Source organism: Halobellus marinus (assembly GCF_032113415.1).
GTDB lineage: Archaea > Halobacteriota > Halobacteria > Halobacteriales > Haloferacaceae > Haloquadratum > Haloquadratum marinus.
This window is the reverse complement of the sequence record NZ_CP134946.1, coordinates 700,867-717,137: the sequence shown is the minus strand read 5'-3', so window position 1 is coordinate 717,137 and position 16,271 is coordinate 700,867. Positions and strand designations below refer to the sequence as shown.

19 protein-coding genes and 1 pseudogene are annotated in these 16,271 nt (G+C 65.9%); 10 read left to right on the top strand and 10 right to left on the bottom strand.

The annotated features are described in order from the left end of the window. Nucleotides 1-69: 69 nt before the first annotated feature. On the bottom strand, nucleotides 70-1,065 hold the full coding sequence (locus RJT37_RS03680; protein WP_313687905.1) for a tyrosine--tRNA ligase: 996 nt from the start codon (nucleotides 1,063-1,065) through the stop codon (nucleotides 70-72). Between the two features lie 183 nt (nucleotides 1,066-1,248). After that, entirely contained in the window at nucleotides 1,249-2,082 is an 834-nt protein-coding gene (locus RJT37_RS03675; RefSeq protein ID WP_313687903.1) for an aldo/keto reductase, read from the bottom strand. Nucleotides 2,083-2,147: 65 nt separating this feature from the next. Here RJT37_RS03675 and RJT37_RS03670 point away from each other — a divergent pair, with 65 nt between their 5' ends. After that, nucleotides 2,148-2,471, top strand: a complete 324-nt coding sequence (locus RJT37_RS03670) for a PLDc N-terminal domain-containing protein (protein ID WP_313687901.1) — start codon at nucleotides 2,148-2,150, stop codon at nucleotides 2,469-2,471. Nucleotides 2,472-2,660: 189 nt separating this feature from the next. On the opposite strand, the gene RJT37_RS03665 is transcribed toward RJT37_RS03670, so the two are convergent. Together RJT37_RS03665 and RJT37_RS03660 are read right to left on the bottom strand one after the other, a co-directional pair. After that, nucleotides 2,661-4,550, bottom strand: a complete 1,890-nt coding sequence (locus RJT37_RS03665; protein WP_313687899.1) for a helicase C-terminal domain-containing protein — start codon at nucleotides 4,548-4,550, stop codon at nucleotides 2,661-2,663. A gap of 110 nt (nucleotides 4,551-4,660) precedes the next feature. Beyond that, on the bottom strand, nucleotides 4,661-4,903 hold the full coding sequence (locus RJT37_RS03660; protein ID WP_313687897.1) for a YgaP family membrane protein: 243 nt from the start codon (nucleotides 4,901-4,903) through the stop codon (nucleotides 4,661-4,663). 262 nt (nucleotides 4,904-5,165) lie between these two features. Here RJT37_RS03660 and RJT37_RS03655 point away from each other — a divergent pair, with 262 nt between their 5' ends. Continuing rightward, on the top strand, nucleotides 5,166-5,711 hold the full coding sequence (locus RJT37_RS03655) for a hypothetical protein (RefSeq protein ID WP_313687895.1): 546 nt from the start codon (nucleotides 5,166-5,168) through the stop codon (nucleotides 5,709-5,711). A gap of 203 nt (nucleotides 5,712-5,914) precedes the next feature. Here the strand turns inward: RJT37_RS03655 and RJT37_RS03650 are convergent, their stop codons facing one another. Continuing rightward, nucleotides 5,915-6,259 carry a DUF5615 family PIN-like protein gene (locus RJT37_RS03650; protein WP_313687893.1) on the bottom strand — a complete coding sequence of 115 codons (345 nt, stop codon included), beginning with the start codon at nucleotides 6,257-6,259 and terminating at the stop codon, nucleotides 5,915-5,917. Then, entirely contained in the window at nucleotides 6,259-6,567 is a 309-nt protein-coding gene (locus RJT37_RS03645; RefSeq protein ID WP_313687891.1) for a DUF433 domain-containing protein, read from the bottom strand. Before RJT37_RS03645 ends, RJT37_RS03650 begins: the two co-directional genes overlap by 1 nt. Nucleotides 6,568-6,827: 260 nt before the next feature. Here RJT37_RS03645 and RJT37_RS03640 point away from each other — a divergent pair. Further along, nucleotides 6,828-7,558: pseudogene (locus tag RJT37_RS03640) on the top strand (SDR family oxidoreductase). Between the two features lie 170 nt (nucleotides 7,559-7,728). Here the strand turns inward: RJT37_RS03640 and RJT37_RS03635 are convergent. Next, nucleotides 7,729-7,932: a DUF7561 family protein gene (locus tag RJT37_RS03635; protein WP_311170352.1), complete on the bottom strand. Its 204-nt coding sequence runs from the start codon at nucleotides 7,930-7,932 to the stop codon at nucleotides 7,729-7,731. 123 nt (nucleotides 7,933-8,055) lie between these two features. Here RJT37_RS03635 and RJT37_RS03630 point away from each other — a divergent pair, with 123 nt between their 5' ends. The 5 genes from RJT37_RS03630 to RJT37_RS03610 all read left to right on the top strand — a co-directional run bounded on the left by RJT37_RS03630 (nucleotide 8,056) and on the right by RJT37_RS03610 (nucleotide 13,055). Then, nucleotides 8,056-9,489 (top strand): APC family permease, encoded by a 1,434-nt coding sequence (locus RJT37_RS03630; protein ID WP_313687888.1) that lies wholly within the window; start codon nucleotides 8,056-8,058, stop codon nucleotides 9,487-9,489. Beyond that, entirely contained in the window at nucleotides 9,490-10,404 is a 915-nt protein-coding gene (locus RJT37_RS03625; protein WP_313687886.1) for a universal stress protein, read from the top strand. A gap of 30 nt (nucleotides 10,405-10,434) precedes the next feature. Next, a complete protein-coding gene (locus RJT37_RS03620; RefSeq protein ID WP_313687884.1) occupies nucleotides 10,435-11,316 on the top strand; it encodes a YkgJ family cysteine cluster protein in 882 nt (293 codons plus the stop codon). A 93-nt stretch (nucleotides 11,317-11,409) separates the two neighbouring features. Beyond that, nucleotides 11,410-12,303, top strand: a complete 894-nt coding sequence (locus RJT37_RS03615) for an NAD(P)H-binding protein (RefSeq protein ID WP_313687882.1) — start codon at nucleotides 11,410-11,412, stop codon at nucleotides 12,301-12,303. Next, nucleotides 12,303-13,055, top strand: coding sequence for a DUF7530 family protein (locus RJT37_RS03610; protein WP_313687880.1), 753 nt, complete (start codon nucleotides 12,303-12,305; stop codon nucleotides 13,053-13,055). The genes RJT37_RS03615 and RJT37_RS03610 overlap by 1 nt, the downstream gene beginning before the upstream one ends. Nucleotides 13,056-13,080: 25 nt before the next feature. Here the strand turns inward: RJT37_RS03610 and RJT37_RS03605 are convergent, their stop codons facing one another. Further along, nucleotides 13,081-13,254 (bottom strand): DUF5786 family protein, encoded by a 174-nt coding sequence (locus RJT37_RS03605; protein ID WP_313687878.1) that lies wholly within the window; start codon nucleotides 13,252-13,254, stop codon nucleotides 13,081-13,083. Nucleotides 13,255-13,490: 236 nt separating this feature from the next. Between RJT37_RS03605 and RJT37_RS03600 the strand changes: the two genes are divergently transcribed. Beyond that, nucleotides 13,491-14,480: a DUF5784 family protein gene (locus tag RJT37_RS03600; protein ID WP_313687877.1), complete on the top strand. Its 990-nt coding sequence runs from the start codon at nucleotides 13,491-13,493 to the stop codon at nucleotides 14,478-14,480. Nucleotides 14,481-14,586: 106 nt separating this feature from the next. On the opposite strand, the gene RJT37_RS03595 is transcribed toward RJT37_RS03600, so the two are convergent. Together RJT37_RS03595 and RJT37_RS03590 are read right to left on the bottom strand one after the other, a co-directional pair. After that, nucleotides 14,587-14,748 (bottom strand): hypothetical protein, encoded by a 162-nt coding sequence (locus tag RJT37_RS03595; protein ID WP_313687875.1) that lies wholly within the window; start codon nucleotides 14,746-14,748, stop codon nucleotides 14,587-14,589. A gap of 218 nt (nucleotides 14,749-14,966) precedes the next feature. Next, a complete protein-coding gene (locus tag RJT37_RS03590; RefSeq protein WP_313687873.1) occupies nucleotides 14,967-15,251 on the bottom strand; it encodes a DUF5789 family protein in 285 nt (94 codons plus the stop codon). A 154-nt stretch (nucleotides 15,252-15,405) separates the two neighbouring features. Between RJT37_RS03590 and RJT37_RS03585 the strand changes: the two genes are divergently transcribed. Further along, nucleotides 15,406-16,233, top strand: a complete 828-nt coding sequence (locus tag RJT37_RS03585; RefSeq protein WP_313687872.1) for a PHP domain-containing protein — start codon at nucleotides 15,406-15,408, stop codon at nucleotides 16,231-16,233. Nucleotides 16,234-16,271: the final 38 nt, after the last annotated feature.

Here is a 16,271-nt window from a genome sequence, read left to right as displayed (position 1 = left end):
ACTCTCACGGCCGTTCGGTCGCGTGTGCGTAATATGAACTCAGTGAGAAAAGTTCTGTGAGACCTTATATCACGCCTGCCGTTTCCGGATCTTCTCCCGCCCGGGCGCGATGAGTTCGTTCAGGTACGTCGAAAGCGCGCCCTTCGCGTCGGCCGGGTGGAGTTCGCCGGATTCCAGGTCGGCTTCGAGGTCGGCGTACGTCTCGTAGCTCAGGTCGCCGCCGTACTGCTCGGGCCGTTCGACGACGACCTCGCCGAACCGCGGGAAGACGTGATACTCGAAGAGTTGGAGGACCGGGTTCTCCCGCTCCTCGCCGTCGTCGGTGGGGTCGGGATCGGCCGTCGGCGGACAGTAGGCCTTCTCGACCTTCCGTTCGATCTCGGCTTCGGAGTCCTCCATCGAGATGGAGATCCCCGTCGAGGTCGACATCTTGCCGACGCCGGTCGTCAGGTCCGCGATCAGCGGCGTGTGCAGGCAGGTCGGCGCGTCGGCGTCGATGCTCGGCAGCGTATCGCGGGCGAGCATATGGACCTTCCGCTGTTCCATCCCGCCGATCGCGAGGTCGACGTCGAGGTAGACGATGTCGAGCGCCTGCATCAGCGGGTAGACCGCCTGCGCGACCGTGACAGTGTCGCCGCCGCCGATCTCCGACATCGCCCGCTCGGCCCGCGAGAGCGACGTCTCCAGTTCCAGGGCGTGGAGATCGAGGATGTACTCCTCGTCGAGTTGGTACTCGGAGCCGAGAACGAACTCGGTCTGGGACGCTTCGAGGCCGTAGGCGACGAACTGCTCTTTCATCCGCGTCGCCGTCTCGCGGATCTCCTCGAACGTGCCCTTGCCGTTGAGGTACGCGTGAACGTCGGCCAGGAGAACGATCACCTCGAAGCCCGCCTCCTGGAGTTCGATGAGTTTGTTGGCGGTCAACATATGCCCGACGTGGAGGACGCCCGACGGCTCATAGCCCACGTACGCCCGCTTTCCGTCCGGCGATTCGGCTAGCGCGCGCACTTCCTCCTCCGTGACCACCTCGGAGGCGTTCCGGGTGATAAGCTCGTAGGCGTCCATACGTGCGAGAAATCGGGACTGCAGCATATGACTTCTGTGATGTCGTCCGCGGAACGGTCCGGCCAATGCCTCGGGCCCGATTCAGGCGCTGACGGACGCGGTGGCCTCGCTTCTGGAGTCGATTAACACCGGAGCGCCGTTTCTGGAGTCGACGAACGCCGGAGCGCCGCGCTCTTGGGACGCCTACGGCGAAATCCCGTACGTGTCGTGGTCGGGCGTGATCATGTAGACGTTCTCCATCCGCTGGATTTCGTCGAGTCGAGCGATCGTCTCGCCGTCGAGTTCCCACCCGAAGAGGTCGATGTTGGATGCCACGTGCTCGGGGTTCGTGGACTTCGGCAGGACGACGACGCCCTTCTCGATGGCCCACTTGAGGACGATCTGTGCGGGAGCGACGTCGTGTTGCTCCGCCGCCTTGACCACGCGAGGATCATCGAGATACTGGGCGCGGGCCAGCGGCGCCGCCGCCTCGACGACGACGTCGTGCTCGTGGCAGTACTCGAGTAGATCCTCCCGGAAGTACCACGGGTGGAACTCGATCTGGTTTACCGCGATAGGAACGTCGGCGATCTTCCGGGCGAACCGAAGCTGGTAGGTGCTGAAGTTGCTCACGCCGATGTTTCGGACCAGTCCCTCCTCGTGAGCCTGTTCGAGGGCGCCGATCGTCTCCCGCAGCGAGATCGCGGGATTCGGCCAGTGGATGAGGTACAGATCGAGATAGTCGGTACCGAGCCGCTCCAGGGAGTCCGACAGCGACTCCAGCAGGCTCTCGTAGTGGAGGTTCGGGGGCAGCACCTTCGAGGTCACGAAGAGGTCCTCGCGGTCGTAGTCGGCGAGCACGTCCCCCAGCGCTGCCTCGTTCTCGTAGCCCTCGGCGGTGTCGATGTGGGTGTAGCCGGCTTCGATCGCTACCGGAACCGCCTCAGTGACTTCCTCGTCGGAGAGGGCGTAGGTCCCGAAGCCGACAGCGGGGATTTCGTCGCCGTTCGGGAGCGTTCGGGTGGGTGTCGTGGTCATAACCGTCCTGAGGTTTCAGCCGGACCGTAAAAAGTGTCATACCCGTCCGGTCCCAAACATCGCCGATGGCAACGACCCGTTCGCCGATCGTCGTCCTCGGGGGGTTGCTCCTCGTGGCGTTTCTTCCCCTGGTCGTGATGTGGATCGTCGTCACCGACGTCGGAACGTTCGCGTACTTCGCGGGTTTCGCGCTGTACTTCCTGATCGCACACGTTGGGCTGCCCGGGTGGGTCTACCTGGACGCGACCGGCCGCGGCAGCGACTCGGCGGTCGGGTGGACGGCCCTCAGTTTTCTGCTGCCGGTCGTCGGGTTCATCGCGTACTACGTCCTCGGGCGGCCAGACGCCTCCTACGAGGCCGGCGCTGACCGGCGGGTTCGGCGCGAGTGAGGATCGCGGCGAGGCCGCTTTCGAGCGAAAGAACTGAACCAGTCGCCCTGCTATCGGGGGTATGGACCGACAGCAGTTGCTGGCGATCATCCTCGTGGTCCTGATGATCGGCTCCTCGATCGCGTACGGGGCGGCATTGATTCTCTGAAGGTCGGCGATCCACGATCGCCACCGAACCTCCGTGCCCGCTCAGCCGTCGCCCCACACGTCCGAGAGCGGGTGGTTCGACCGGTCGTCGTCCGAGTCGTCGGAACCGTCGGCCGGTCCGCGCGTTCGTCCGCCGGAGGATCGGTCGCCACCCGACGATCCGCCCCCGTTTCGTGTCGATGAGGTCCCCCGACTACCGTTCGAAGACGTCCGCCCACTCCCGCCCGACGTCGCTCGGCCGCTTTTCGTCCCCCCGATCGATCCCGTTTCCGACATCGACCCATCCGCAGTCGCGATCGCCTCGAACGCGGGCAGGTCCGGCGTCGACAGCCGATCGACCTGGTCGCGGAACCACGACGGCATATCACCTCGGGTGCGCTCGAAGAGGTCCAGAAGCGAAGAGTCTGCGAGGTACGTCTCGCCGTAGTCGTCGGGGGCGCGCACCACGCGGCCACACGCCTGGATGACCGTCCGGAGCGCCGCGCGTCGGTACCACGACCACTGGCCCTCCTCGAGGCGGCGGGCGACGCGGGAGTCGCTGGTGTTGAGATACGGCGCCTTGCAGACGACCTGAAACCGACAGCGGTCGCCCGCCAGATCCAGCGCCTCCTCCATCTTCACCGAGAGGAAGACGTCGGGGGCGTCGGTCGCGAGCCACGAGTCCAGGGCCTCGTCGCGGTCCTCGCGGTCGTGCGCGCGAACGCGACCGCCCAGGCCGAGTTCCGCGAGTCGCTTTTGTAACTCGGACTGGATGGCGTAGGAGTGACAGTGGACGAGGCCCTTCTCGTCGGGATGGGCGGCCAGAATCCGGACGAGCGTCCGCGCCACCTTCGGGAGCGTCTCATCGCGGCGGTCGTAGGTCATCTTTCCGCAGGTGACGTCGTACAGCGGGCGGTTCTCGACCGGGAAGGTGTGCGGGACGTCGACTAAGGCGACGTCCGCTGGGTCGAGGCCGACGCCGCGACAGAACGCCTCCTTGTTCAGGATCGTCGCCGAAAGCAGCGCAAACCGGTTGCCGCGGTCCCAGACGGTATGATGCAGATATCGGGCCGGGTCCAGCGGCTTGATCGTGATCGGACTCCCGGCGCCGTCGGGCTGATCGACCACCCACGTCGTCGGGCTCTCGGGATCGCGGCAGTCCTCGACGAACCACGCGAGTTCCGAGCGGAGTTCCTGGAGGCGGTCGCGGCGGGCGGCCTCATCGGGCGTCAGTTCGGACTTCGGGAGCAGTTCGTCCGTCGCGCGCTCGGCGACGCCCGCGAGCGTCTCCGCGAAGCGGGCCGTCCGCTCGATCGGGTCGCCGTCGGCCGCGACGTCCGGCACGGAGATGTCGTCCCAGACGGGAACCGTTCGGGGCGTCAGCTCGACGGTCGCGTACATCTCCGCCCACTCCGCGAGGCCGTGGGCCTCGTCGATCACGACGACGTCGCGCTTCCGAAAGACGTCCGAGCCAGCCGTCTGCATGAAGTACGCGAGCGTCATCGCGGCGATCCGGCGGTTGGAGGCGATCGCTCGGTCCGAGAAGTACGGACAGCGGTGCCGGACCGAGCAGTCGAAGCCCGACTGCCGGACGCAGGGCGCGCGGTCGACCGGCGTGTCGGTCTCGCCGTTCAGGATACAGGTGTAGTTCGACTTCCCGCGGATCACGTTCAGATCGTCCAGTAGGGGGTCTGCCGCGACGTCGTCGAGCTGAGAGACCTGCGGCGTCGTGTAGTAGGCGTCGGTCGCCTCGGCGGGCGTGGTCTCCTCTTTCGTCGCCGCCGCGCCCGCGATGGCCCGCGCCAGGAGCGACTTGCCGCTGCCGGTCGGCGCGCGCACGAGCACGACCTCGTTGCCGGCGGCGAAGGCGTCGCGGATGTCCGCGAGCGCCTGCTCCTGTGCGCCGCGGAACTCGGGTGCTGGGAAGGACTCGGGGATCCGGTCGGGGTCCACAGGCGTCCTGGGTCGGTCTCGGATAAAAACCTTCAGACACACAGTACCCGTCAGAAACGGCCTGCAGAATTATCGATCGTGAAGTCAGTCCACCGAGCAACGGGGCCGAGTCAGCGGCTGCGGGGTTTGCAGGTGTTCACCCCGAATACGCTGTTGATCGGACATTTCTGGGTGAGGCCAGTCACGAGCAGAACGGCGCCGATCAGGACGAGTATCAGCGCCATCAGTGCCTGTGGAACGGGACCCACGGCGACGCGCAAAAGCCCCGCATAGCCGACGACACCCACTCCGACGAGTATCGTGCCGACGATGAACCGCCCAGTTCTGTCGTAGCCGCCAACGTTTGTCTCCATCCCACTTGCGTATCGGTGTCGTGGAATCGTAAATCCCCGAGACGGTGCTCACTCGTCACGGACGATCCTCTGTACTTCTCGCAGGGATCGGTTTCGATATGTCGGACTGCACCCGCAACGGTTGGTCCACACAGCGAGGGCCGTTCATCATTTCAGTCCGCTGTCGATCCCGGTGACCGGTACGCGTATGTGTTATCACGATCATACTTCTGAACGACGGACTTCACTACGGTCAGATTGACCGAACACGGGAGACTCACCGATGGCGAACGATAGCGGACTCGATACGTCGACCGCTCGCCTCCTCTCGATCGGAATGGCGTTCCTCGCTGGCGTGCTCGCCGGCGCCGTTCTGGTGGCGGCCGTGCCCGGACTCCTCGGGGGCCCAGTCGAGTCGGGACCGGATCCACAGAATCCGCCATACACGACAGCCAGTGGCGGTCCGAGTTGTTTCGACGGCGACGTAACCCCGAACGCCGGATGGGTACACGAGGTCGCCGTCGGCGACTCGTATGCGGTGACGCTCAATGCCACCGTCGTCCACGAGCCCGGGACAGAGATTCGCGCGGACGTGATCCCTCGGAGCGGCAATGGATACGAACTCGCCCTCAGAACGGAGTCGGTCACACCGGACCGATCGTTCGAGTGTGAGCGCGTCCACACGGAGTTCTCGATGGCCGCCTCGCTTCCCACCAGCTATCAGCGGTTGATCGTGACGATGAACGGCCGCGAACTCGTCGGGGCGACCCGCGAGGACACGACTGGCGACCTCTATCCGCTCCCGAACCCGCTGAACGCCACGAGGTGAACCGCCGGCAGCGACGAAAAACGAGAGGATTGTCCGGGCTGCAGCCTCCGTTCTAGCAGACCGATATTTCTCCGGAGAGTGTCGTATTGCCGACGAGCAACTCACATATGCGCTCTAGGCGACCGAGTTGCGATTTGGCAGGGGAGCCAAGCCGGGAATCGGTCAATACAGGGAACTCACGTACCGCTCGCTTTACTCGTGATTCACAGCCAGTCGGTAGTAATGTAGATCACTGTATCCATCGCCTCTCGGTTGGGGAACGCTTCGATAACGCGCTGGATGATATGGTAGAGTTCGTGCGAGGGGAGCGACTGGTCGGGGATGTAGAATACCCCACTGTGTGAGTCTGCCGGCATCTGGACAAAGTCGTCGTCGCTGGTGACGATGAGACGCCTCTCTTGGACGGCGTACAGGCGAATCGTGGTGTCGTCGACGCCGTCCCCCAATTCGCTCACGTCGACGACACGCTCTACGTCGTGGCCTGCTTTGTCGAGTTTGTCAGCCAGCGGAGCCGCGATGTTCTCGTCAAGAAGAAACGATACCTGCATCACGACGATTCCGGCAGATCATCGGGGCCGGTGATGATGCTCGGGTCGTCTTTTGCGGCTTCGTGAAGCTCTCGACGGCGTTCTTCGACCGCCCGCATCTCTTCGGGGTGGTCGTGATAGTACGCCAGTGCGTGGTAGACTTCCGAAGCAGTGAGGTCAAAGCGGTCCGCAACCGTCTGCGCGTCAAGGTCGCGCTCTTCGACCAGCGCGTGGATGTGGCTCACGGTGATTCGCCGGCCCCGAATGTGGGGCTCGTCGTGAATATCCGACTCGTCACCCGAGACGACGGTGTTCATCTGCTTCGACATAGTGTCGAATACCATTGCAGTGGCCTTCAGTCTTTGCCGGTACAGGCAGTCAGCCGCGGATGCTTTGTAGGAGATGACTCACATCCGTTCGCTTCGCTCGCAGTGCGTGCGCAGAGTGACAAACGTATCATCGGTCCCAACGTCAATGGTCGTGTGAGATGTGCGCCCTGTTTTCGGCAGGGCTGCCGAACCTGTCACTGATCGGGGCTTCGACAGAGCCGATGATCACTATCAAGTCCCTCGCCGAAGAGACGCCGGATATGAGCGTACAGGACAGCGTCGCCCTCGTCACGGGGGCCAGTGCGGGAATCGGTGAAGCAACGGCTCAGGCGCTCGCGCGGGAGGGCGCGGACGTCGCACTCGCGGCACGGCGCCGGGAGCGACTGGAGGAAATCGCCGACGACATCGAAGCGACGTCCGACGTCGAGGCGCTCGCCGTGCCCACGGACGTCCGCGACGAGGCCGAGGTCGAGGCGATGGTCGAGACGACAATCGAGACGTTCGGCCGGCTGGACGTCCTCGTGAACAACGCGGGGCTCGGCGTCGGCGGCGACGTCGAGGAGACCACGAGCGAGGAGTACCGGCTGATGATGGAGACGAACGTCGACGGCGTCTTCTTCGCGACGCAGGCGGCCGTGCCGCACCTGCGGGAGACGAACGGCAACCTCGTCTTCGTCGGGAGTTTCGCGGGGCAGTACCCCCGCCCCGGCAACCCGATGTACGCGGCGACGAAGTGGTGGGTCCGGGGTTTCGCTCACAGCGTCGAGGGCCAGATCGGCCCCGACGGTATCGGCGTCAGCGTCGTCAATCCCACCGAGGTCCGGACGGAGTTCGCCAGCGAGGACGGCGAAACGTTCGAAGAGCGGTTCGATCCGGGGGAGATGACCGAACCCGAGGAGGTCGCCGAGGCCATCGCGTTCGCCGCGTCGCAGGACAACTCGACGGTTCACGAGATCGACCTTACCGACGCGACAAGTTCGAGGAGTGGTAAGAAGCGGGCACCGGGCCGTCGCAAGCGGCGTCAGTTGGTGAACCGCCGCGGCGACAGCGACTTCCGCGCGGTTCCGTGGCGACGTGCTCATACTGGTTACGCTCGTCTCTTCCCGCCGAGCGACACCCCCGTAGACGGCTCTCAGCGGTAAAAAGAGAGAGTAATCAGTATCAGAGCGCGTCGACGTCCTCGCTCGTCACCACCCGGTCGTCGGGGAGCCGCGCGATGCAGTCGTGACACAGGAAGAACTCGCCGCCGTCGTCGAGTTCGAGGGTCATCCCGCCGGAGGATTCGGTCTCGAACGACCAGAAGTCGCCGATGCCGCCCGCGATCCGCACCGAGCGGCCGCAGCCGTCGCAGGGTTCACTCGTCATACCGGACCGACGGGACCGAGCGACTAACGTCCTGCGGCGACTGGAGAATCGCTACTGCCCGGTAACCTAATCAATTTATCATATCCATAATTTCTACTGTGGAGGCCGCAGAGACACAGTAGGATGAGCACGCCCGAACCGGAGCCGACCGGCGAGAACCGGGCCGGCGAGGCACCGACGACCGTCGCAACGCCGGACGCCGACGAGACTGAGGTCACCACGACCGAATCGGGGACGGAACTCGAACGGACCATCGGGCTGACCGGCGGAATCTCGATCGGCGTCGGGACGATGATCGGTGCGGGGATCTTCGTGTTCCCGGGGCTGGCAGCGGGCCGTGCCGGGCCGGCGGCCGCCGCGTCGTTCGGGATCGGCGCGGTCATCGCACTGTTAGTCGCACTGCCGGCCTCCGAGTTGGCGACGGCGATGCCGCGCTCCGGCGGCGGCTACTACTTCATCTCGCGGGCGCTCGGGGCGCTCCCGGGTGCGATCGTCGGGATCAGCATCTGGCTCGGCCTCGTCTTCGCGACGGCCTTCTACCTCGTCGGCTTCGGCAACTACGCCGCAGCGGTCCTCGTCGAAGCCGGCGTCGCCGTCGGTGGGATTCCGATCGTGGTCCCGCTGGGACTGCTGTTCGGCGCGTTCCTGACCGCGTTGAACCTCTTCGGAACCGAACGGGCCGCCGCGCTCCAGAACTACGTCGTTGGGCTGCTTTTGACGATCCTGGTGCTGTTTCTGGGCTACGGCGGCCTCGACGCGCTCGGCGTCTTCGGCCGGGGGAGCGCCCCGGAGACGTTCGCTCCCTTCGGCCCGCTGCCGGTGTTTACGACCGCCGCGCTCGTGTTCACCTCGTATCTGGGCTTCGCACAGATCGCGACCGTCGCGGGTGATATCAAGCGACCGGGGCGCAACCTTCCGCTCGCGATGGTCGCCTCGGTCGTGATCGTCGGCGTGCTGTACGTCGCAACCATCTTCGTCGCCACCAGCGCGTTCGGGAGCGCGGCGCTTGCGTCGTTCGGCGAGACCGCCATCGTCGAGGTCGCCCGCGACTTCACCGGGACCGCGGGGGCGATCGCGATCCTGATCGCGGGCCTTCTCGCGACCGTCTCCAGCGCGAACGCGTCGATCCTCTCGACCTCGCGGGCGGTGTTCGCGGTGAGCAAGGACGCGATCCTCCCGAGCGTCGCCGCGCGGATGAATCTCAAGTACGGCACGCCGCACGTGGCGCTGTCGATGGCGGGCGGTCCTGTGGTCGTGTTGGTCGCGCTCGGCCAGGTCGAGGTGCTCGCGGAGGTGGCGTCGTTCCTCCATCTCGTGATGTACGGGCTGATGTGCGTCGCACTCATCGCGATGCGGCGGAACGAACCCGAGTGGTACGACCCGGCGTTCCGCGTTCCGGCCTACCGCCTCGTCGCCGGCCTCGGGGCCGTCGCGAGCGCCGGGCTGATACTGTTTATGCAGCCGGCCTCACAGATCATCGGCGTCGCGATTATGCTCGCGTCCGCCGGGTGGTACAAGTACTACGCGGCCGACGTCAAACTCAAGGGGGTGCTGTAGATGCGCCACAACGACCACGACGATGCCGGCGAACCGATCGAGCGGGAGAGACAGCGCCGTTCGCGCGAGAATAGCTCGGACGAGGAGCGAGCGTCAACGGCGACCATCTGCGCTGACGGTGGCCTGGCGATCCGCGAACCGCCGGTGATCCTCATTCCGGTCGAGGTGCTGGAAGGGGAGACGATCCCAGATTCCCTCGTGGAGTTTCTGGCGCCCGCGGACGTGATCTTGCTCGGCTATCACGTCCTGCCGGAACAGACGCCGGCCGAACAGGCGAGTATGCAGTTCGGAGAACGCGCGCAGGCAGCCGTCGAGGACATCGCACACTCGTTCGTCGACGCCGGAGAAGATCCCGAGACGCGCGTGGTGTTCACTCACGACCGCGACCAGACGATCTCGCGGATCGCCGACGAGTTGGGTGCAACAGCGATTCTGCTGCCGAACCCGACCGGAGCGGTTTCGGAGATCCTCGTCCCCATCCGAGGCGTTCTCGACGAGGATCGGCTCGCCGATCTCGTGGCGACGCTCGCGGATGAGATGCACGAGCGAGTGACGCTCTGGGGGCTGACCGGCGAGACGTCGGACTTCGATGCCGAGGCGGCAGTGGCGGACGCGGCAGAGCGCCTCCGGGCACGCGGCGTGACGTCGGTGCAGTTGACGACCGAAACCGCGACGACCACGACGCCGATCATAGACATCGTCGAGCGCTCGGCCGAGGCCGACGTTGTCGTGATGGGCGAAGGCAGCGAGTCGCCCCTCGGAATCCTGCTCGGCGACGACGCCGAGCGGGTCGCCGAGGGGGCGGTCGCGCCGGTGCTCGTCGTCCGCGATCGCGAGCCGGAAGCGACACCGGACCCGGAGACGGAATCCGAATCGGAGACCGAACCCGACGAGACCACCGAAAGCGACACCTGACGAGCGAATCAGCACGGAGGGAATCGAACCGTGAAAGTCAACTGCGAAGGCTGTGCCGGCTGCTGTCTCGACTGGCGACCCATCGCCGAGACGGCCTCGGACCACGAGCGGCGGGGACCGGGCGACCCGATCGACGAGGGGTACAACTTCGTGTCGTTGACGCGCGACGAGGTCGCTCACTTCGTCGACCGGGGGCTCGGCGACGCACTGACGGCGCGGCTCTGGGAGGTCGACGAGGCGACGCCGGGCGTCGCCGTCGACGGGATCCGTTTGGCCGCACTCGACGGCCGCCCGGCCTTCTTCGTCGGCCTGCGGACGGTCCCGAAACCGGTGGCGCCCTTCGAGACCGACCGGCGCTGGCTCGCGACCTGTGCGTTCTTAGATCCCGAGACGCTCCAGTGTCGCATCCACGGGGAGGAGCACTACCCCGACGAGTGCGCGAGCTATCCCGGATACAACCTCGAACTCGGCGTCGAGACCGAGTGCGAGCGCGTCGAGGCCGAGTACGGCGGCGACCGCCTCCTCGACGACGAACCGGCGGGCCGCGAGGGCCTGCTGTTCGGCCCCCAGGCGGTCGGCGCGAAAGTGTTCGCGTATCCGAAGCCAGCGGAACTGGACGGCGTCGTCGACCGGATGGAGCGCGGCGCGCTGACCGACGCGGATCGGGCAGCGTTCGTCGGTGTCGCAGTCGGCTCACGCCCGGGATCGCTGTCTGTCGACGAGGAGCGCGCCGCAGCGGCGACGGCGGCGGCCCGCGACGCCGACTCCTGGGCCGGGCGGGCGATCGAGGCGTGGGAGGCCGTCGCCGCCGATGCTGGCGCCCGAGCGGCGGATCCGCCGAGCGGCGAGGACGTCGAGACGGCCCGCGGCGCCCCGGAGACGCCCGGCTGGGACGCCGTCGACGCGGAGTAGGCTGCTCAAGACCACTCCGCTGTTGGGATCGTCGGAGATGTGCTCCGACCCTGCGGCGAGAACGGTTATCCCGCCGCGGGATCACATACGAGTATGAGAGTTCTCGTGACGGGCGCGACGGGATTCGTCGGTGGACAGCTCGTGCCCGCACTCCGTGCGGCCGGGCACGACGTGACAGTGCTGGTCCGCGACGCCGCGGGCTACGACGGTCCCGAATCGGTTCGGGTGGTCGAAGGCGACCTGCTGGAGCCCGGTAGCTTCACCGCGGCGCTCGACGTCGAGGCCGCCTACTATCTGGTCCACTCGATGCGGTCGGGCGCCGACTTCGAGGACCGCGACAGGCGCGCCGCGGAGAACTTCGCCGACGCCGCCTCGGAGGCAAATATCGACCGCGTCATCTATCTGGGCGGCCTCGGCGAGGAACGGGACCGTCTCTCGGAGCATCTCCGGTCGCGTCGCGAGGTCGAACAGGTGCTCGGCAACGGCGACTACGATCTCACGACGTTGCGGGCCGCGATCCTGATCGGGGCGGGGTCGGCGAGCTTCGAGATGATCGTCCAGTTGTCCTCGCGGCTCCCGGTGATGGTGACGCCGCGGTGGGTCGAAACGAAGTGTCAGCCCATCTACGTCGACGACGCGATCGACTACCTCGTCGGCGTCCTCGACGTGCCGGAGACAGCCGGAGATACCTACGAGATCGGCGGCCCGGACGTCCTCACGTACCGGGAGATCCTGACCCGCGTCGGGAGCCGCAGCGGCCACCGGCCGATCGTCGTGCCGGTGCCGGTCCTCTCGCCGAAGCTCTCGTCGCTGTGGGTCGGGCTCGTCACGGACGTCCCGGCGGCTGTCGCGCGGCCGCTGATCGAGGGCCTGAAGAATCCGGTCGTCGTGCAGGACCACCGGATCGAGTCGCTCGTCGACGTCGACCTGACATCGTTCGACGACGCCATCGACCGGGCGCTCGAAGCAAGGGCGGCGGAGCGCTGATGGGACGGTCACGTTCCGGATCCGAGCGGGAAGCGCGTACCGATCCCGGGCCGTTCGGCGAGACGTGGGTCTACGAGAGCATCGTCGGTGCCATCCCCGGCGTCCACCTCACCGACCTGCAGGCGATCACGCTCCAGGTGGTGCTCTTCGAGTCCGGCGTGCTCCTGCTCGCGTGGGCGTACGACCTCTGGACGGCCGTCTTACCGGGGACGGCCGCCGTCGCTGTCGCCGCGGTCGGCAGCGGCGTGATGCGGCAGTTCGGCCGGCGGACGCGACGGCTCGACCTCCCGGAGCCGTACCGGCGACTGCTGTTCGGGTCGAAGATCGAGGTCGTCCTCGGGATCCTGGCGTTCGTCGGCCTCGTGACTCATCTGTTCGTCTTCGATCCCCGGTACGCCGATACGCCCCTCCTGACGTGGCTTTTCGGCCCCGACCCGCCGGTTCCAGTCGTCTACCTCACGCTGCTCATCCTCTGGGACCTCTGTTACCGGATCGGCACCTCGTGGTGGGCCGCGGTCGTCGCGCTCTGGCGGTCGCTCCGCTATTCGTTCGATCCGGACACGGCTCGGCGACTCCGCCGACTCGACGCCCTAAACGTCGCGTTCGGGCTGACGCAGCTCGCGATGGTGCCGTTCCTGCTCGACCGGCCGGTGCTGCTCGTCGCCGTGGGTGGGCACATCGTCGCGGTGACAGTCGTCTCCGCGGGGGCGATTGCGACACTCCGCGTCGGCGACGTCTCTCCTGCGAAGTAAGAGCCCCGTCGAGAACACTCGTCGGCTACTCACCCTGTAGCTGCTTGAACTGGTCGAGGAGCGCCTCCGTCGACTCGTCGCCCTCGTACTCGACCGAGCCGCGATAGACCGTCCGGTCGTCGTCGAAGTCCGTGTCGACTGCCCCGTTCTTCCGCTCACGACGTTCGTGTTCGTCGTCGTCGTATGCTCCCATCGACATTGGCACACACTACCGTGATAGTAGTACACACAAATATGTGTCGCCGCTCGCGGGGGCTGAAGCCGACACCATCCGGAGATCGAACACGACACTATCTGGGGGTCGAACACGACGCCCGTGGCAACACTGGATACTGCCGGGGAGGAGTCTGAACCGAATCGTCTCACCCCGGGAAATGACTCTCGCGAAACCGTCGTGTCCGACAGTATAAACCCACTGGCCCGCAAGTGGAACGTGTGGCACGTCCTCTCCGCTTTCGACACGCCCCCGGACGCTGGACCGAGGACCGGGTGGTCGGTCAGATCTACCGCGACCTCGACCGGAATCTCGGCGCGACCCGGCTGTCGCCGTGGTTCAAACCCCCCGAGCGGTATACGGGCGAGCGATTCGAGATGGACAACGGCGACATCGCACTCGTGCTGTGGAACGACGACGAGGCCTACTGGCTCGGGAACACCGAGACGCCGGAGACGCTCTGGCGCACCGAGAAGTACAGTTTCGCGGACGTGCCGGACGACGTCTCGCGGTGGGCGACGAGGGAACTCACCGCACAACTCCACGAGGAGAGCCCGTGGCTCGAACCGTACCCCCATCTGTCGTGGTTCTTTCTTCCCGTCTTCCTCTCGAAGGACGGCCGCGAGACGACGCGGGCGTTCTTCGACGAGCACAGCGCGGGCTTTCCCGACGCGACCCGCGATGAGGCCCTGGAATTTTACGAGTCGTTCCTGCGGACCCGGACGCTCGACGACTGGCGGGAGGTGATGGCCGGCAAACTCGGGACTTCCGAGTACATGGACCTCACGCGGATGACCGCCGCGATGGGCGAGTTCAACGCTGGCCACCTGCTGGTCGAAGCGGGGTATCGGATCGAACCCGAAATCGAGGTGTCGACGGGACACGCCATCGACTACCGTGCCGAGACCGACGGCGACGCCGTCCTCGTGGAGGTGACGCGCCCGACGTCGACCGAAGAGCGCCGCGCCGGGACGCCCGTGGCGGCGGTCCGCGACACGGCGGCGACGAAATCGGACGGGCAGCTCGAGGAACACGGCGGCGGCGTCGTGCTCTTCGTCGACTGCTCGTCGTTCCCCGACGACGAGTGGCAGGCGATCCGTGCCGAGGAGCCCGAGGTCCACCACCGGCCGGCCGTCGTCTTTCGGCTCAGACCGTCCGGTCGCGTCGAGGGGTACACGAAGGGGTACGTACCGCTCGATCTGCAGATCTGAGGTCGTCGGGGGTGTCGTAGAACGCGGCACCGCCCTTGCTCTCGCTGTGTCCTGGTGAGGTCACAACGGGGTGGCACTCACCGCGAAACGACGGAGACAGTCAGTATCACTCGGCGCCGAGTCGTTTCAACTCGACAGCGGCTTCATCGATGCTATCCGCTGCAGTCGCTTGGAGGACTTGCCGAATGTGATAGTTCTTTTCGGCGGGATCATCGTCGTGTAACGCTTTGATCAAGTGATCTTTACATCCCTCGCTCAAGTCTGCCATATACGGTATTCGTAAGTGAGGTAACAAAATATAAAATTTCATATTTTCTTGTCCGAGCGGGGGAGCGGCCTTGCTCGATACGCACAGGTGTTCCGGCGGCTAATTTACCAGTGCATCTTCGGAATGGTTTCCCGGTTCGGCGCCGGGACGACCGTCTCGTAGTCGACCGCGTGAACGTCCGCGAAAAACGAACCGCTGCCGCTACCCGGAGTGGCCGTTCAGAAGGACACCTGCTGCGGACCTTCTTCGCCCGTCGCGTAGGCGTCGCGGTCGCTGTAGTACCGCCGGCCGATGGCCTCGTGGCCGAGTCCACAGTGGAGAGCCGAGCGGGCGTCTTCCGCGTCGGTGTAGGTCTCCGCGCCGGCCCGAGAGAGTACCGTTCCGAGGCGTGCGGTCCCGTTGGGGAGTTCGATAGTCTGATCGCCGTACGCCTCGATGAGTTCCTCGGTTGTTGCCGGGAACTCGTGGGCGTCAATGAGATCGCCGGTTTGCTTCAAGCGCATTACACCCAACCCTCACCACCGGAGACCTTAATGGTTTTCTGTTATGATCTTTATAGAGGCTAAATCCATCATATAACCTTAATCGACATAATATGACATCATATTGTTACGTATCAACACAAGGAATTTAGGAGCCGAGATCCGACTGCCAGCCGTGACCGCCGAGGGAGAGAGTGGAGACGATATCGCGGCGGACCTCCACGTCCACACGACCGCGTCCGACGGAACGCTGACGGTACCCGAACTCGCGGACGCCGCCCGCCGGGGGAGTGTCGACGTGGTCGCCGTGACGGACCACGACCGGATCCATCCCGAACTGGCCGCCCCGGTGACAGTCCACGACGGCGTGACGGTGATCCGCGGCATCGAGCTCCGCGTCGAATCCGGAGCGCAGCGGCTCGACCTCCTCGGCTACGGCGTCGAGCGGACCGAAGGGATCGAGGGAGTAACGAGCCGAATTCAGCGGAATCGGAAAGAACGCGGCGCGGAGATCGTCGCCCGCGTCGAGGACCGACTCGGCGTCGACCTCGATATCGAGCCCCGTGAGGGGCTCGGCCGCCCGCATATCGCCCGCGCGATCGAGGAGAGCGACGCCCCATACGACTACGGCGGTGCGTTCGCCCACCTGATCGGGAACGACGGCCCCTGTTACGTCGAACGCGACGTCCCCACCTTCGGGACCGGTGTCGACGCGCTGCGGGACGCCTGTGCGGTCGTCGGACTCGCCCACCCGTTCCGCTACCCCGATCCGAGCGCGGCGCTCGAACGCGCCCGCGACCTCGACGCTGTCGAACGGTACTACCCGTACGACGGTGCCGACGCTGACAGGGAAGATCGCGCCCGTGTCGACGCGGTCGCGGAGGATGCGGGATTGCTCCGGATCGGCGGCTCGGATGCCCACGGCCGACGGCTCGGCCTCGCCGGCCCACCACAGGCGGCGTTCGAGGCGTTCGCCGCCCGTCTGCCGGACGTCGCAGACTGATTACGCAGTTCTCGGAGGAGATAGCCGGTGGCACAGGC

What these genes read in the sequence shown, in the direction of transcription:
- RJT37_RS03680 (WP_313687905.1), bottom strand. Translation starts at nt 1,065, where the DNA reads ATGGACGCCTACGAGCTTATCACCCGGAACGCCTCCGAGGTGGTCACG.
- RJT37_RS03675 (WP_313687903.1), bottom strand. Translation starts at nt 2,082, where the DNA reads ATGACCACGACACCCACCCGAACGCTCCCGAACGGCGACGAAATCCCC.
- RJT37_RS03670 (WP_313687901.1), top strand. Translation starts at nt 2,148, where the DNA reads ATGGCAACGACCCGTTCGCCGATCGTCGTCCTCGGGGGGTTGCTCCTC.
- RJT37_RS03660 (WP_313687897.1), bottom strand. Translation starts at nt 4,903, where the DNA reads ATGGAGACAAACGTTGGCGGCTACGACAGAACTGGGCGGTTCATCGTC.
- RJT37_RS03655 (WP_313687895.1), top strand. Translation starts at nt 5,166, where the DNA reads ATGGCGAACGATAGCGGACTCGATACGTCGACCGCTCGCCTCCTCTCG.
- RJT37_RS03650 (WP_313687893.1), bottom strand. Translation starts at nt 6,259, where the DNA reads ATGCAGGTATCGTTTCTTCTTGACGAGAACATCGCGGCTCCGCTGGCT.
- RJT37_RS03645 (WP_313687891.1), bottom strand. Translation starts at nt 6,567, where the DNA reads ATGTCGAAGCAGATGAACACCGTCGTCTCGGGTGACGAGTCGGATATT.
- RJT37_RS03635 (WP_311170352.1), bottom strand. Translation starts at nt 7,932, where the DNA reads ATGACGAGTGAACCCTGCGACGGCTGCGGCCGCTCGGTGCGGATCGCG.
- RJT37_RS03630 (WP_313687888.1), top strand. Translation starts at nt 8,056, where the DNA reads ATGAGCACGCCCGAACCGGAGCCGACCGGCGAGAACCGGGCCGGCGAG.
- RJT37_RS03625 (WP_313687886.1), top strand. Translation starts at nt 9,490, where the DNA reads ATGCGCCACAACGACCACGACGATGCCGGCGAACCGATCGAGCGGGAG.
- RJT37_RS03615 (WP_313687882.1), top strand. Translation starts at nt 11,410, where the DNA reads ATGAGAGTTCTCGTGACGGGCGCGACGGGATTCGTCGGTGGACAGCTC.
- RJT37_RS03610 (WP_313687880.1), top strand. Translation starts at nt 12,303, where the DNA reads ATGGGACGGTCACGTTCCGGATCCGAGCGGGAAGCGCGTACCGATCCC.
- RJT37_RS03605 (WP_313687878.1), bottom strand. Translation starts at nt 13,254, where the DNA reads ATGTCGATGGGAGCATACGACGACGACGAACACGAACGTCGTGAGCGG.
- RJT37_RS03595 (WP_313687875.1), bottom strand. Translation starts at nt 14,748, where the DNA reads ATGGCAGACTTGAGCGAGGGATGTAAAGATCACTTGATCAAAGCGTTA.
- RJT37_RS03590 (WP_313687873.1), bottom strand. Translation starts at nt 15,251, where the DNA reads ATGCGCTTGAAGCAAACCGGCGATCTCATTGACGCCCACGAGTTCCCG.